Annotated in this window: 14 protein-coding genes and 1 tRNA gene; 11 read left to right on the top strand and 4 right to left on the bottom strand. The window is 70.6% G+C overall.

What is annotated here, in order from left to right; genetic code table 11:
- The first annotated feature begins 58 nt into the window (after nucleotides 1-58).
- Nucleotides 59-547: a hypothetical protein gene (locus ABZ863_RS21705; RefSeq protein ID WP_358538504.1), complete on the top strand. Its 489-nt coding sequence runs from the start codon at nucleotides 59-61 to the stop codon at nucleotides 545-547.
- 53 nt (nucleotides 548-600) lie between these two features.
- On the opposite strand, the gene ABZ863_RS21700 is transcribed toward ABZ863_RS21705, so the two are convergent.
- On the bottom strand, nucleotides 601-2,247 hold the full coding sequence (locus ABZ863_RS21700; protein WP_358538454.1) for an ABC transporter permease: 1,647 nt from the start codon (nucleotides 2,245-2,247) through the stop codon (nucleotides 601-603).
- Nucleotides 2,244-3,155, bottom strand: a complete 912-nt coding sequence (locus ABZ863_RS21695) for an ABC transporter ATP-binding protein (protein ID WP_358538452.1) — start codon at nucleotides 3,153-3,155, stop codon at nucleotides 2,244-2,246. Before ABZ863_RS21695 ends, ABZ863_RS21700 begins: the two co-directional genes overlap by 4 nt.
- Nucleotides 3,156-3,250: 95 nt before the next feature.
- Between ABZ863_RS21695 and ABZ863_RS21690 the strand changes: the two genes are divergently transcribed.
- The 7 genes from ABZ863_RS21690 (at nucleotide 3,251) to ABZ863_RS21660 (ending at nucleotide 10,857) form a co-directional block, all read left to right on the top strand.
- The gene (locus ABZ863_RS21690) at nucleotides 3,251-3,757 is read left to right on the top strand and encodes a MarR family transcriptional regulator (protein WP_358538450.1); all 507 of its coding nucleotides are present in this window, start codon (nucleotides 3,251-3,253) and stop codon (nucleotides 3,755-3,757) included.
- A gap of 127 nt (nucleotides 3,758-3,884) precedes the next feature.
- The gene (locus ABZ863_RS21685) at nucleotides 3,885-4,334 is read left to right on the top strand and encodes a hypothetical protein (protein WP_358538447.1); all 450 of its coding nucleotides are present in this window, start codon (nucleotides 3,885-3,887) and stop codon (nucleotides 4,332-4,334) included.
- Between the two features lie 544 nt (nucleotides 4,335-4,878).
- Nucleotides 4,879-5,484 carry a sigma-70 family RNA polymerase sigma factor gene (locus tag ABZ863_RS21680; protein WP_358538445.1) on the top strand — a complete coding sequence of 202 codons (606 nt, stop codon included), beginning with the start codon at nucleotides 4,879-4,881 and terminating at the stop codon, nucleotides 5,482-5,484.
- Complete coding sequence (locus ABZ863_RS21675) at nucleotides 5,481-5,945, top strand: carboxypeptidase regulatory-like domain-containing protein (RefSeq protein ID WP_358538442.1); 465 nt, start codon at nucleotides 5,481-5,483, stop codon at nucleotides 5,943-5,945. The genes ABZ863_RS21680 and ABZ863_RS21675 overlap by 4 nt, the downstream gene beginning before the upstream one ends.
- Nucleotides 5,946-5,993: 48 nt before the next feature.
- Nucleotides 5,994-8,579 (top strand): CHAT domain-containing protein, encoded by a 2,586-nt coding sequence (locus tag ABZ863_RS21670; protein WP_358538440.1) that lies wholly within the window; start codon nucleotides 5,994-5,996, stop codon nucleotides 8,577-8,579.
- Nucleotides 8,580-8,619: 40 nt separating this feature from the next.
- Nucleotides 8,620-10,557, top strand: a complete 1,938-nt coding sequence (locus tag ABZ863_RS21665) for an FUSC family protein (protein WP_358538437.1) — start codon at nucleotides 8,620-8,622, stop codon at nucleotides 10,555-10,557.
- 54 nt (nucleotides 10,558-10,611) lie between these two features.
- The gene (locus ABZ863_RS21660; RefSeq protein ID WP_358538435.1) at nucleotides 10,612-10,857 is read left to right on the top strand and encodes an antitoxin; all 246 of its coding nucleotides are present in this window, start codon (nucleotides 10,612-10,614) and stop codon (nucleotides 10,855-10,857) included.
- 4 nt (nucleotides 10,858-10,861) lie between these two features.
- Here ABZ863_RS21660 and ABZ863_RS21655 read toward each other — a convergent pair whose 3' ends face one another.
- Both ABZ863_RS21655 and ABZ863_RS21650 read right to left on the bottom strand, forming a co-directional pair.
- A complete protein-coding gene (locus tag ABZ863_RS21655; RefSeq protein ID WP_358538432.1) occupies nucleotides 10,862-11,839 on the bottom strand; it encodes a prephenate dehydrogenase in 978 nt (325 codons plus the stop codon).
- A 9-nt stretch (nucleotides 11,840-11,848) separates the two neighbouring features.
- On the bottom strand, nucleotides 11,849-13,078 hold the full coding sequence (locus ABZ863_RS21650) for a M20 family metallopeptidase (protein ID WP_358538429.1): 1,230 nt from the start codon (nucleotides 13,076-13,078) through the stop codon (nucleotides 11,849-11,851).
- A gap of 74 nt (nucleotides 13,079-13,152) precedes the next feature.
- Here ABZ863_RS21650 and ABZ863_RS21645 point away from each other — a divergent pair, with 74 nt between their 5' ends.
- From ABZ863_RS21645 to ABZ863_RS21635, 3 genes are all read left to right on the top strand, one after another.
- The gene (locus ABZ863_RS21645) at nucleotides 13,153-13,635 is read left to right on the top strand and encodes a tRNA adenosine deaminase-associated protein (RefSeq protein WP_358538426.1); all 483 of its coding nucleotides are present in this window, start codon (nucleotides 13,153-13,155) and stop codon (nucleotides 13,633-13,635) included.
- Nucleotides 13,632-14,117, top strand: a complete 486-nt coding sequence (locus ABZ863_RS21640; RefSeq protein WP_358538423.1) for a nucleoside deaminase — start codon at nucleotides 13,632-13,634, stop codon at nucleotides 14,115-14,117. Before ABZ863_RS21645 ends, ABZ863_RS21640 begins: the two co-directional genes overlap by 4 nt.
- A gap of 24 nt (nucleotides 14,118-14,141) precedes the next feature.
- Nucleotides 14,142-14,229: transfer RNA gene (locus ABZ863_RS21635), tRNA-Ser, on the top strand.
- The last annotated feature ends 326 nt before the right edge of the window (nucleotides 14,230-14,555 follow it).

Below are 14,555 nucleotides of genomic sequence, written 5' to 3'. Positions count from 1 at the left end.
GTCGGCATGCAACCGGACGCATGGTCGGCACCGTCTTGTTGCCATGCGACTCGTGAGCATGCTTGCGCTTCTTCTCGTTGCCGGATGTGGAGCGTCAGCCGGAGCCGGCGGCGCCGACCGGCCCTGTACCGAGATCGGGGCCTCGACCGGCATCGCGGTGGACATCGCGCCGAGGCCGGCAGGTCCCGAGGCTGTGACCGCGACAGTCGAGGCGTGCTGGGGACGAACCTGCCGGACGGCTCCGGTGGAGTTGTCCCTGTCGACCACGGCCGGACCGCCGACGTGCACCGGTAACGGGCAGGACGACTCCTGCTCCGCCGCAATGCGGTACACCGGCGGGAAGAACGGTTTCGCCTACATCGACGACCTGCCAGAGCAGCCGGTCGCGGTGACGCTGACGGTGAGCGGCGACGGCGGCACGGAGATCGTGCGGCAGGAGCTCGACATCACCGCCCAGCCGGTGTACCCGAACGGCCCGCACTGCGGCGCGGCCGGACCCCAGGCGCGGTTGCACGTCGACGCGGCGGGCAACGTCCGGGCGAGGTGATGCACGAACGAGCCCGGGTTTCCCCCGACGAAACCCGGGCTCGCTCGCGTGGCCTAGCCGATGTCGCGCCGCCGGAAGCCCACCAGCCCGGCGCCGACCAGTGCGACGGCGATCAGGCCGAGCCAGATCAGTGGCGTCGCGGTGAACTCGGCACCGGGCAGCTTCGGAACGTGTTGGAACGGCGAGACGTTCAGCACGGCCTGCCCGACGTTCGCGATCGGCCCGAACATGCTGATCAGTACGAAGAGCGCGGCGAGTGCCCAGGCGAGGTTCGAGAACTGCGGCACGATGCCGAAGATGGCCACACCGGCCCCCGCGACCACCCATACCGCGGGCAGTTGCGCTAGCGAGGCGCCGAGCATCGACGACAGCTGGCCGCCGAGGTCCCCGATACGCAGACCGTGCAGCAGACCGGTGAAGAAGCCCGAAACGACCACCAGCGACGCCGTGCCCAGGAGGACGAACACCAGGTGGCCGGCGAGCCAGCGGAGCCTGCTCACCTTGGTGGCGAGCAACGGTTCGACGCGTACCGCGGTCTCCTCGGAACGCATCCGCAGCGTGGCCTGGACTGCGTAGAACGATGCGATCATGGCGATGATCCCGGCGATCGCGGCGAGGAATGCCGCCTGTAGACCTTCGGCGCCGCCCAGCCGCTGGAACATCTGCCTTGCCTGCTCGCTGTCCCCGACCACGTCGCCGATGCCGGCCGCGAGCGATCCGTACAGCGCGCCCATGACCGCGAAACCGATCAGCCAGCCGATGAGCGCACCGCGGTGCAGCCGCCACGCGAGCGCGAGCGGGGACCGCAGGCCCGGACTCGCCTCGGCTGGGCCTGGCCGGGCGGCCATGAGGCTCATCCCGATGTCGCGCTTGGGCAGCAGCCAGTAGCCGAATGCGCAGGTGAGTACCGCGGCGCCGGCCAGCAAGCCCAGCACCCACCAGCGCTCGTCGGCGAACGCCCGCACCTGTGTGGACCAGCCGATGGGCGAGAGCCACGACAGCCAGTGCACGTCCCTCGCGGCGTCACCCAGGGCCCTGAGCAGGAACGTGACCCCGAGTACGGCGGTGGCGATGCCGTTGGCCGTGCGTGAGTACTCGGCGAGCTGCGCGGTCACCGCAGCCACGCCGATGAACACGAAACCGGCGAGTGTCGTCGAGAACCCGAACGCGAACGAGCCCGCGGCAGGCAGACCGGTGCCGATCAGGCTGAGGGCCATGACCAGGCCGGTCGCGATACTGCCGAGCCCGGCGACGATGACGGCGGCGGTCAGCGGCGCGTACCGCCCGACGACGGCCGAGGACAGCAGTTCCTGCCTGCCGGTGTCCTCTTCCTGCCTGGTGTGCCTGGTCACCGTGAAGATGCAGACGAGTGCCAGGAACAGCGGCAGGAAGGTGCCGTAGCGCCAAGCGGTGAAGCCGCCTGCGGTGCTCAGGTCGAACGCGGGCCCATAGAGCAGCGTCAACGACGGGTTGCTGCCCATCGTCGCGGTCAGGGAATCGCGTTGTGCCTGCGTGGCGTACAGCGTTTCGTAGGTACCGGCGCCCGCCGAGGCGATGACACCGAGCACCAGTATCCAGATCGGCAGCACGATCCGGTCGCGCCGCAGCGCGAGGCGCACCAGGTGGCGGGTGCCGGCGAGGAGGTGGCCGTTGCCGGTCACGGCGACGGGCCGGTCCAGCGTCGCAGTCGGCGTGGTCATCGTCCTGCTCCCACCTTGGTGTCCGACGCCTCGGTGTAGTGGCGCAGGAACAGCTCCTCCAGCGTCGGCGGCTGGCTGGTGAGACTGCGCAGGCCGATGGTGGTGAGCTTGCGCAGCACCTCGTCCAGCGAGTGTGTCTCCACGTCGAAGCGCACCTTGTTGCCCTCGATCCGTAGGTCGTGCACGTTCGCCAGCGTCGAGAGGCCGTTGGGGTGCCCCGCCAGCTCCGCGGAGATCGAGGTGCGGGTGAGGTGCCGAAGGTCGGCGAGCGTGCCGGTCTCGACGGTGCGCCCGTTGCGGATGATGCTGACGCGGTCGCACAGCGCCTCGACCTCAGCGAGGATGTGGCTGGACAGCAACACGGTACGTCCCTGCTCGCGCTCCTCCTGGATGGCGTACTGGAACGTCGCCTCCATCAGCGGGTCCAGACCCGAGGTCGGCTCGTCGAGGATCAGCACCTCGACGTTGGACGCGAGCGCCGCCACGATGGCGACCTTCTGGCGGTTCCCCTTGGAGTAGGTGCGCCCCTTCTTCGTGGGGTCGAGCTCGAACCGCTCCATGAGCTCCTTGCGGCGCCGCTTGTCGAGGCCGCCCCGCAGCCTGCCGAGCAGGTCGACGACCTCGCCGCCGGAGAGGTTCGGCCAGAGGTTGACGTCGCCGGGCACGTAGGCGAGCCGCCTGTGCAGGCTCGCGGCGTCGCGCCACGGGTCGCCGCCGAGCAGGCGGACCTTGCCCTTGTCGGCGCGCAGAAGTCCGAGCAGGACGCGGATGGTCGTGGACTTACCGGCGCCGTTGGGGCCGAGGAAGCCGTGCACCTCGCCGGTGGCAACTGAGAGGTCGAGTCCGTCGAGGGCCTTCGTCGACCCGAACGATTTGTGCAGGCCCGAGACGGAGATGGCGTTATCCATGCCGCCGAAGGTACAGTGATTTCACGAAGTTGTGAAGTTAAGAAAATGTATGGATCGTATGATCCTTCACGGGGAGCGCAGGAAGGATGGTTGTCATGTCCAGCAGGCCCCAGTCACAGCGTGATCCCACGCCCCATGGGCGCGACGAGGAGAAAGTCGCCAGGTACATCGAGGGGCTGGCCATCACCCTCAACCAGATGGGCCTCCAGCGGATGGCCGCGCGGGTGTTCGCCGCGCTGACCGTCTCCGACAGTGGCCGGATGACCGCGGCGGAGCTGGCCGAGAAGCTGGTCGTCAGCCCCGCCGCCATCTCCGGTGCGGTGCGCTATCTGGAACAGGTCGGCCTGGTCTCCAAGGAGCGGCTGCCCGGTGAGCGGCGTGATCACTACCGGCAGTTCGACGACTTCTGGTACGCCTCCTACCTCAAACGGGACCGCATGATGCGGATGTGGCGCGACGCCACTGTCGACGGCATCGCGGCGCTGGGTCCGGACACCCCCGCCGGGCAGCGGGTCGCCAAGATGGCCGACTTCCTCGACTTCCTGGTCAAGGAGTTGCCGGCCCTGTTCGATCGCTGGCACGAGGAGCGCACGGGGAAGTAGCGGGCGCACCGGCTCGCATCTTCTTGGCAGAAAGTTGCACCCGAGGTGTATCTGGCCGACACCTTGTTGCTTCTTTTGGGCGAGGAGCACGTTTCGCCGCCTACCGAGGAGAGTGAGCAGCAGCCCGATGACCGACGAAACGCTGGCCGAGCAGCAACCCGGTCAGGACGAGCCGACTGATCCGCCGAAGGAAACCCCGCCACCTGAGCCGCCCACCGGCTGGGATCCGTACGCACCGCCGCCCGACGGCTGGGACCCCTACAGCCCGCCGCCGGCGCCCAAGGGCTGGGACCCCTATAGTTCGCCGCCCAACGGCACGCCCCAGCCCGCGCCCGGTGACGCTCCGGTGCCCTCGGGTGGCTGGGTCAGCGGCAGAGCGATCACTCACCTGTGGTCCGCCAGCAGCTCGCCGGGCGTGTGGGTCGCGGTGCACGGGGTCGGCTGGAAGCGGCTGTCCCCAGCCGCAGAGTCCGGGCACAGCCATGTGACGTTGCTCGCCCTGCTGGCGAAGAACTACCGGCTGCCGGTGACCTACCACGAAGACGCGCGCGGGCAGATCGACCAGTTGCTGGTCTGACGTTCGCGTGATCGGGCAGGTGGTGGCCGGCAGTCGAGGGGGCCGTCGGCCGCCACTGTTGACGGGGATCGCAGGGGGCGAACGGGGAGGCGTGGTGGTTCTGGTCCGGCTCGCGCAGTCCGGTGCGGGGATAACAGCGGAGTTGCGCGGCGCGGGCACCGTGGAGCGACGGCTCCAGGAGGTCCGTGTGCCGGGCTACCAGTGGCCACCACGCTCTCCCCAGGGGGGCCGGCTGGTCGTCGACATGCACGTCCATGGGGGTGATGACCATCCGGTTGGGCGTTTCGCGGAATGGGAGCGCCCGGGAGAGGCGGAACACTGCCGGCGGCGTATTGACGTTGCCGGTTCGGGGCCGCATCTCAGCGAAACCGAGCGGGCGCGGCGGTGGGAGGACACGCCGCGCCGCTCGGCGAATTTCGTGGTGTCCGCTACTCCAAACGAATGAGCTATGTACCGGAGTCCCGCCGCAGCCCTTCACTGGCCCCCCAGGCTGGTGATACTTCCTGCCCCTACCGGAAAGGCGCGACAGCGGAGGGCGGAGACGGTGACCGAGGTCAGAACCGCCGAGGCGGACCCTCCCTGGGAGGGACTGCACGGCCATGAGCTGTACGCGGCCTGCATGCACGCGGCGCGTGCGGGTGACCGGAAGGCGATGAACCGGCTCGTCGCCGAGCTGACTCCCCTCATCTGGCATGTCGCTCGGGGCAATGGGCTCGATCAGCACTGCGCGGAGGATGTGGTCCAGACCGTATGGTTGGCCCTTTTCCGGCACCTCGACCGGCTCGCCGAGCCACGTGCGCTCGCCGCGTGGTTGATCACCACGGCACGGCGGGAGTCGCAGCGGGCCGCCGGTCGCAGACCCGGGCAGGTGCCACTCACCGACGAGCTCGCCGAGCTGGTGCCGAGCACGCAACCCGCGCCGGAGGCCGAGGCCCTGCGTGCCGACCGGGACCGTCGGCTGTGGACGGCGTTCGCCCAGCTGTCGCAGCGTTGCCAGGAGCTGCTGCGGCTGACCGTGCTCGGGGGCCGGGCCGAGTACCGGCTCGTGGCGGACGCCCTGCACATGCCACACGGGAGTATCGGCCCCACCCGCGGCCGGTGTCTGCAGCAGATGCGGGGTTTGCTTGACGCTCAAGGGGACAGCGCATGAACGAGGGCGGTACCTTTCCCGACGACGAGGCGCTGCTGAGTGAGCTGGACAGGCTCGTCAACGAGCTCGATCCGCCGCCGGAGGGGCTCGTTGAGCGGGCGCAGTTCGCGCTCGCGCTGCAGGACCTCGACGTCGAGGTGGCGCGCTGGGAGCGGACGGACGCGCTGGCCGGTGTGCGCGGCAGTGCACAGGGGACGATCACCTTCACGGTCAGCGACCTCACCGTGATGATCAACCTGACGAAGATCGGTAAGCGGTACCGTATCGACGGGTGGCTCGTGCCGGGCGCGCAGTACGGTGTGGAGGTTCGCGTCGCGGGGCATGAAAGCGTTTCGACGGTTGCCGATGACGGTGGCAGGTTCGTGCTGCACGACGTTCCCCATGGAACCACCCAGATAGTGGTACACATTGAGGCAGATTTGTGGCGGCGGACCGTTGTCACGCCGGCAGTTGTGTTGTAAAAGGACCGACTGCTGCGTAGCCCGGGTTGATGTGCTCCTATAGATCTTGTGCCTGGGGAGCCACGAGAGAGTCCTGTTCTTGACACCGTCCTCGCGCTGCACCGGCGGGCGAACGATGCGGCGGGCAGCGCGCTCAATGTCGACGCGGTCCGGCTTTTGCGCACGGCGTTGCGCACGCTCGACGCTGGCGGTGGTGCGGGGCCGGGATGGATTGCCGCCAGAGTCCGGCTGTTGATCAGCCTGGCTCTGGCCACGGCGGAAATTGGCTCGACCACCGAGGGCTTCCGCGGGCTGAAGGCCGCACAGGAGCAGGTGCGCCTGCTCCCCGTCGGGCGGGAGCGCGAGGAACTGCGGGCCGTGGTCACCGGGCAGCGGGCATTGTTGCTCTTCCGGGTCGGGCAACCCGCCGAATCGCTCGCGCTGTTCAACAAGATCATTCCGGTGCTGGCGCGTATTGGCGGCGGGGACGGCCTGCTGCTGACCAGAACCCTGCTCAACCGAGCACAGGTGCACGCCGAGCTCACCGACATCGACGCCGCGGAACGCGACTTCGTCCGCGCCATCACCCTGGCCGCCGAGCACGATCTGACCCGGCTGGCCGGCAAGGCCCGGCACGGTCTCGGTGACCTTGCTCAGCTGGCCGGTGACATCCCCGGCGCGCTCCGGCACTACGACGAAGCCGTCCGAATCCTGGAGACCGTCGCGCCGGGCTGGGTGGCAAGGGTCCGTCTCGACCAGGCACGAGCACTGCTCGTCGCCGGGCTCGCGGAGGAGGCGGCTCGGCACCTCGATGAAGCTCTGCCCGACCTGCGCCGCAACCGGGTCATGCAGGACGTCGCCGAAGCCGAGGTGTCGAGGGCCGCCGCAGCGCTGCTGGACGGCGACTTCGCGCTCGCCCGCCAGCTGGCGATCGCGGCGCGGCACCGGTTCCTCCGCCGCGGCAACATGCGCTGGGCCGAGGTCGCGGCGCTGACCCGGCAGCGGGCGGAGGCCATGGAGGTACTGGCCGCGCCAGGCAGGCCACCGGCGCGCCTGCCTGCCGGGCTGGTGCGGCTCGCCGACCGGCTGGCCGGGCTCGGTCTGCGGGACGAAGCAGCCGTGGCGCGGCTGCTCGCCGTGCGCCTGCTTCTGCGCAGGGACGACACCGAGGCGGCAGCCGACCAGCTGGCCAGGGTGCCCCGGCCACACCGGACCACTCCGGTCGATCACCGCATGCTCTTGCGGCTGTGCCGCGCCGAGTTGGCCGTCGCCACCGGCCGGACGCGGGCGGCGCTCGGGCAGGCGCGTTCCGGGCTCACCGAACTGGGCAGTGCCCGTGACCGGATGGGCGGGCTCGACCTGCTCTGCGGTACCGCCGTACACGGTCTGGAACTGGGTGCGCTCGCGGTCGGGCTCGTGCTGGACAGCGCACGGGGTGAGGCAGGCGCGCGCCGGCTGCTCGCGTGGCAGGAGCGCACCCGCGCGCAGGCGTACAGGTACGAACCGCTGCCCGCGATCGACGACCCGGTGTTGGTCAAGCACCTCACCGAGATGCGGCACGTGCGGCGTGCCGTGCAGCAGAACCGGCTCGCGGGCAAGCCGATCACCGTGCTGGAGCAGCGGTATCGCTGGCTGCAGCGGGAGGCGAGCAGGCTCGGCTGGTACACCAGCCGGTGGGGCCGGCCACGGCCCGTGAGCTCCCCCGAGGAGGTCGCCGCCCAGCTCGGTGAACGGGTGCTGGTGAGTCTCGCCGGGCATGGCGACACGCTCGCCGCCGTCATCGTGCGCGATGGCCGGTTCCGGCTGCTGCGCCTCGGCTCGCTCGCCGAGGCCGTGGAGAGCGCGCAGCAACTGCATGCCGATCTCGACGCGCTGGCTCCCGACCACCTGCCGGCGCAGCTGGCCGCGGCTGTGCGTGGGTCCGCGCGGCGGCGGGCCGGCGCGCTGGACGAACTGCTCATTCAGCCGCTCGTCGAGCTGCTGGGCGAACGAGAGCTGGTGATCATCCCGACCGGCTCGTTGCATGCGCTGCCCTGGGGCGCGCTGCCCTCGCTGCGTGGGCGGGCACTGTCCATCGCGCCGTCGGCCACCGCGTGGGCCGCCGCGGCGCTCAGCCCGCGCCCCGAACCGGTCGTGCTCGTCGGCGGGCCGGGCGTGCCCGGTGCGGTCGGCGAGGTCCGGCAGCTGCGTGCCATCTACCCCGCGGCCAAGATCGTCGACGGTGAGGCCGCGACGAGCACGGCCGTGCTGTCCGCATTGGATGGTTCCGCGGTCGCGCACCTGGTGGCGCATGGCACGCACGAACCGGCGAACGCGCTGTTCTCCCGGCTCGAGCTGGTCGACGGTCCGCTGTTCGCGCACGAGGCTGCCCGGTTGAGCAACCCCCCGGAGCGCGTCGTGCTCGCCTCCTGCGAGCTGGCGCAGAGCCACATCCGGCCAGGCGAGGAGGCACTCGGGTTCGCGGGTGCGCTGCTGGCGAGCGGCTCGCGGACGGTGGTCGGCGCGGTCGCGCGGGTCGGCGACACCGCGGCGGCGGAGGCCATGGCGGACCTGCATCAGCGGCTCGCGGCGGGCACGTCCCCGGCCGCCGCGCTTGCCGAGGCGACCGCCGTCGATCCGCTGCGCCGCCCGTTCCTGTGCCTGGGAGCCGGCTGAACCAGGGTGTGATCGTCCGCTGGTTTGTGAAGATGTCGGTGTGAGCTCGCCCCGCGCCGACCTGCCCGCACCCCGCTGGCTCGTGCATCTGCTGCGCACGACCCCCACACCGATCCCGTGGACGAGAGCCATTCGTGCGGCCATTGCGCTGGCCACGCCCATCGCCGTGGGTTACCTACTGGGCGAGTTGCAGCTCGGCGCGCTCGTCTCGGCCGGTGCGCTGCCGACGCTGATCGCCGATGTGGGTGGGCCGTACCGGTACCGCGCCCACCGACTCGGTTGGGCAGTGTTGGCCGCCGTCGCCGGGTTCGCGCTCGGGTTGGTCACCGGCGGTAACCTCGCCTGGTCGATTTCCACCGTGGTGGCCGTCGCGGCGGTCTCGGCGCTGATCAGTGCCGCGGGCAGCAATGCCTCGGTGGCGGCGCTGCAGCTGTTCGTCTTCACCGTGCTCGGCACCGGCCAGCACTCACTGAGCGTGGCGGCAGGGACGGTACTGGCGTGTTTCGCGTGCGGCGCGGTCTGGGGCCTCGTCGTGGCGCTCGCGGGCTGGACCGTGCACGGAACATCGCCGGAGCGGCAAGCCGTCGCCCACGTCTACATCGAGCTGGCCGCCATGCACTCGGCGCAGGACGACGCGACCTCGCTGGCAGCCCGCCAGCAGCTCACCGCCGCACTGAGCACCGCCTACGACCGGCTGCTCACCGCACGATCGTGGCTGTCCGGCCGCGACGTCACCTACCGCAAGCTGCTCAACCTGCTCTCCGCCAGCACGCCGGCCGTCGAGGCCTCGGTGGCCATGGTCAACGCCGGAGCGCGGGCACCGCGAGACGTCATCGAACACTTCACCGCACTGGCGACGGCGGTTCTGGCGGACGCGCCCCTGCCGCCCACGCCCCGCGGCGAGCATCCCGACCCCGCTGTCGCCGCGCTCTACCGCGCATTGGCCAAGATCGGCATTGAGAACGAGCGGCAACGCGGGCACCGGCCCGGCCCGCGCCAGCGGGTCCGCGAGTGGTTCGCATTGCTGAGTTCGGGGCCGCTGACGTGGGTCGCCGCGCTGCGCCTGACGCTCTGCGTCGCACTCGCCGAGCTGGTAAGCGTGCTGCTGCCGATCGAGCGCTCCTACTGGATCACGCTCACCGTCGGCATCGTGCTGAAACCGGACTTCGGTTCGGTCTTCGGCCGGGCGATCCTGCGCGGGCTGGGCACAGTCGTGGGTGTCGGTATCGGCGCCGCGGTGCTCGGCATCGGCACCGAGGGCGCGGGCCTGGTGGTGCTGGTCGCGTTGTTCGCCGCCGGTGCGGCGATCGGCAAGGTACGCAACTACGGAATCCTCAGCGCCTTCATCACCCCGCTGATCATCGTGCAGATGGACCTCACGGCGGGCAGCGACTGGCCACTCGTGCTGGCGCGGCTGATCGACACGGTGCTCGGCTGCGCGATCGTGCTCGTCTTCGGTTACCTCCTGTGGCCGGGCAGCCGCCAGCCCAAGATCGGTGGCCGGCTCGCCGACGTGGCCGACACGGTCGCGGAGTACGTCGAGTACGGCCTGCGGCCCGCCACCACAGCGCACGACAGAACCGAGCGGTCGAAGCGGCGCCGCCGGGCCTACCGCGGGCTGGCCGACCTGCGCACAGCGTTCCAGCAGCTGGTGGTCGAACCGTCGCCGGCTGGGCGACAGGCCGCCGCGTGGTGGCCCGCGATCGTCGCGTTGGAGCAGGTCACCGACGCCGTCACCGCCGTCGTGGTCACAATCGAGAACGGTGCCGCGCCGCCGGCCGAGGCCGATGCTCAGCTGCTCACCTGCGCACTCGGCGAGCTTGCCGCCGCGGTACGTGAGCAGCGCGACCTCGAGGATGCCGACCTGCCCGAGTCCGCCGAGCTGGCGGGTGTAGCGGACCAGTTGGAGAACGCCTTCGATGCCGTGCGCGGCCCGGATCTGACCAGGTCACGGTTTTCCTTCCGGCGCCGCGGCTGACCCGTACGGGGCGCTCGCCTTGCGACGTGCTGCCGATGCTGGTGCATTGGTGGTATGGGAATCAACTTCGACGAGATCAAGAAGAAGGCACAGGACGCGCTCAGCAAGAACAGCGAGAAGATCGGTCAGGGGCTGGACAAGGCCAGCGGCTTCGCGAAGTCGAAGTTCGGCAAGCACTCCGACAAGATCGACGATGCCAACCAGAAGGCCAAGGACTACCTGCGGAAGAACTCGGGCGGTGACCAGCCGGGACAGGGCGGCCAGGGCCCGCAGGACCCCCAGGATCCCCCGAAACCCTGAGCCCTCAGGCGACTTCGCCGGTGAGTAGGTCGCCGTCGAGTGACGTGATCCGCCCACCACGCTCGCCCAAGGCGAGCAGCCCGTCGCGCGCGTCGGGGGCGCCCAGGTCGAGGCGCACTCCGGCGCGAACGGCGGCTTTGTGCCCCGCCAGCGCGCGGGACCCGTTGTTGCCGGCCTCGATCGTCGCAGCGAGCCCGCCGGTCGAAGCCAGCGATCCACGCGCGGCACCCAGCTTGCCCAGCGCCTCGTCCAGCACCGGGAGCAAGGCCGTCCGGTTGCCCTCGGTCATCGCCCGCACCAGCTCCGGTCGCGTACCGGCCACCCGCGTGCCGTCGGCGAAGGAACCGGCCGCGAGCGCAGCCGCCAGCGGGCCGCCGTAGGCCCCCACCGAGGCCAGCACCGCCGCCAGCAGGTGCGGCAGGTGGGAGATCCGGGCGACCACCTCATCGTGCGCCCGTGCCGCCAGCGGCACCACGTGCGCCCCACCGTCGAGCGCCAGCACCGCCACCTCCCGCCAGGCGTCCAGGTCGGTGTCCTCCTCGAGGCAGACCACCCAGGCCGCACCGGTGAAGAGCGTCGCGGTCCCTGCTGTCCAGCCGGACCGGGCTGTGCCCGCCATCGGATGGCCACCGGCGAACCGGGTGTCCGGCGCGCATCGCCGTACCACGTCCAGCACTGGGCCCTTCACGCTCGTCACGTCGGTGAGCAGGCACCGCGGGGCGTGCTCACCGACGGCTCGCAGTACACCTTCGACCGCGGGCAGCGGCACGGCGAGCACGACCAGCGCGTCGGCGTCAGCGGCCCTGCGCAGTGCGGCGGCGAGGTCCGTTGTGGCCGCGTAGCCCTCTGCCGCGGCGGCCTCGGCATCCACAGTGGACTCCGTCGCGCCCCACACGGTCCGCCCCGCGGCCGCGGCCGCGCGCAGCACCGAGCCGCCGATCAGCCCGAGCCCGATCACGCATACGTCTCGCACGGCGCCCATCCTGCCGTATCAGCGCAAGGCGTCGAGGGCGAAGGCCGCGTACAGAGCGACACCGTTGGCCATGGCCGCCTCGTCATAGTCGACACGGTTGGAATGGTTGGGCGCGGCCTCATCCGGGGACGTACCCGGCGGGCAGGCGCCGAGGAACGCGAACGCGCCGGGAACCCGTTGCAGTACATAGGAGAAGTCCTCGGCGCCCATGAACGGGTCGGGCAGCTCCACCGCGTTGTCCGCGCCGAGTACCTCACCCGCGAGGTCGAGGACCCGCTGTGCCTCGGCAGCGTCGTTCACAGTGGACGGGTAACACGGTTCGATGTCGGCCAGCACCCGGCAGCCGTGTGCCGCGGCAATGCCCGAGCAGACCTTTGGCAGCTCGGCGTGTACCAGTGCACGCGTCTTCTCCGACAGGGTGCGGATGGTGCCCTCCAGCACTGCGGTCTCCGGGATGACGTTCGTGGTCGTTCCCGCCTCGATGCGCGTCACCGACAGCACCGCCGGATCGGAAATGCTGATCCGGCGGGTGATCATCGTCTGCAGTGCGCCGACCATGGCGGCCGCGGCAGGCACCGGGTCGACGGCGTTGTGCGGCATCGAGCCGTGGCCGCCCTTGCCGGTGACGCGGATGAAGAAGTTGTCGGCCGAGGCCATGACCGGGCCGGGCCGGGTGGCGATCACCCCGCTGGGCAGGTTCGCGAAGATGTGCAGCCCGAGGGCCCGCTCCACGCGCGGGCCCGCCGCGTCGAGGACGCCCTCATGGATCATGTGCCGGGCGCCGTGGTGGCCCTCCTCGCCTGGCTGGAACATGAAGACCACCGACCCGGCCAGCTCGTCGGTGCGTGCCGCGAGCAGCCGCGCAGCGGATGCGAGCATCGCCGTGTGGGTGTCGTGCCCGCAGGCGTGCATGGCGCCGGCGACCTCGGAGGCGTAGTCGACACCGGTGTCCTCGGGCATGGGCAGCGCGTCCATGTCGCCGCGCAGCAGCACCGCGGGGCCCGGCCGCGCCCCGCGTAGTACGGCCGTGAGCGAGGTCGTGGCCGAGCCCGGCGTGATCTCCAGCGGCAGGTCCGCGATGGCATCGCGAACCGCCTGTTGCGTCTGCGGCAGTTGGAGGCCGAGCTCGGGATGGCGGTGCACCGCACGGCGCAGAGCGATCGTCGTGGGCTGGAGGGCTTCGGCTTCGGCGCGGAGTCCGGCAAAGCGGGCATCCGGCAGGGCGGGGAGTTCCGTCGGTCCGGTCATGGGCTCGATATTGACACGCTCGCCGGCCGCCGTTTCGCCGTTCGCCGTTAGGCCCACGGGTATACGGTGGGCGCATGGCGGTGAAGGAGCCGATCACGGGGTTCGCGGTGGCCGTCGTGCGGGAGGACGGTCAGTGGCGGTGCAGCGCGCTCGACGCTGCTGCGCTCGGCGAGCTGGATGCCGCGATCACGGAGCTGCGGAAGTTGCGCTCGACCGGTGCTGTGTTCGGCCTGCTTGCGGTTGACGACGAGTTCTTCGTCATCGTCAGGCCCACGCCGAGCGGGGCCTCGCTGCTGCTGTCCGACGCGGCCGCGGCACTCGACTACGACATCGCCGCCGACGTGCTCGATCTGTTGCGGGTGGAGCCGCCGGACGAGGACGACGACACGATCTGGCCGGAGGGCGATCTGGAGGTGCTCGCGGACCTGGGTATGCCAGGGCCGGAGCTCGAGGTGATCGTCAACGAGGTGGAGCTCTACCCGGACGAGCAGTTGCAGATGATCGCCCAGCGCTGCGGCTTCGCCGACGAGTTCAACGCGCTGCTCGACGAGCTGTGAGCCCGGGCGACGTCGATTCCGTGCGGGCGGCCATCGCGGTGGCCCGGCGTGCACGGGGCGCGGCCGATGTGCCCATCGGTGCGGTCGTCTTCGCCCCCGACGGGACCGAGCTGGCCGCCGCTCACAACGCCAGGGAAGAGCTGGGTGATCCGACCGCGCATGCCGAGATCCTTGCCCTGCGCGCCGCGGCGGCCCGGTTCGGCGACGGCTGGCGACTGGCAGGCTGCACGCTCGCCGTCACCGTCGAACCGTGCACGATGTGCGCCGGAGCGCTGGTGCTCGCCAGGGTGGCGCGGGTGGTGTTCGGGGCGTGGGAGCCGCGTACCGGCGCGGTCGGTTCGCTCTGGGATGTCGTGCGCGACCGGCGCCTGAACCACCGGCCGGAGGTCGTGGGCGGAGTGCTGGCCGAGGAGTGCTCGGCGCTGCTGGCGGAGTTCTTCGCAGGCCAGCGGAGCCCGGCTGACCCGTCGGACGCGTGGTGAGCCGGATGCAGTATCGTATCCGGCGGTAGCGTGTCCGAGCGGCCGAAGGAGCACGACTCGAAATCGTGTGACGGGTGACCCCCGTCCGTGGGTTCAAATCCCACCGCTACCGCTCTGATAGGTGAAACGCCGGGTGTCCCGCATGGGACGCCCGGCGTTTTGCTTCCAGTCTCGGAGCGTCGCGACAGCTGCAGTGGACCAGTCCATCAGTGTGTACCGGCCCAATTCACCCAAGGCCCCCTTGGTTGCGCCCACCCGTCTCCCACCACCGCCCAAACGGAGACGCTTCGCGTCGCGGTGTTTGACAGCTGCAACCAAGGTGGCCTTGGGGGCCAAAGGTGGCAGGCGCAGCAGCCTCGGAAATTGTGTGACGGGTGAGCCCGTTCGTGGGGCAAAGTCCCACCGCTATCGCTCTCGATCGCGCCGGTGGCCACCCTC

The sequence above is a fragment of the Saccharomonospora sp. NPDC046836 genome (assembly GCF_040645195.1).
Classification (GTDB): domain Bacteria; phylum Actinomycetota; class Actinomycetes; order Mycobacteriales; family Pseudonocardiaceae; genus Prauserella_A.
Note: the sequence above shows the minus strand (reverse complement) of the source record. Positions and strands in the feature narration are given on the sequence as shown.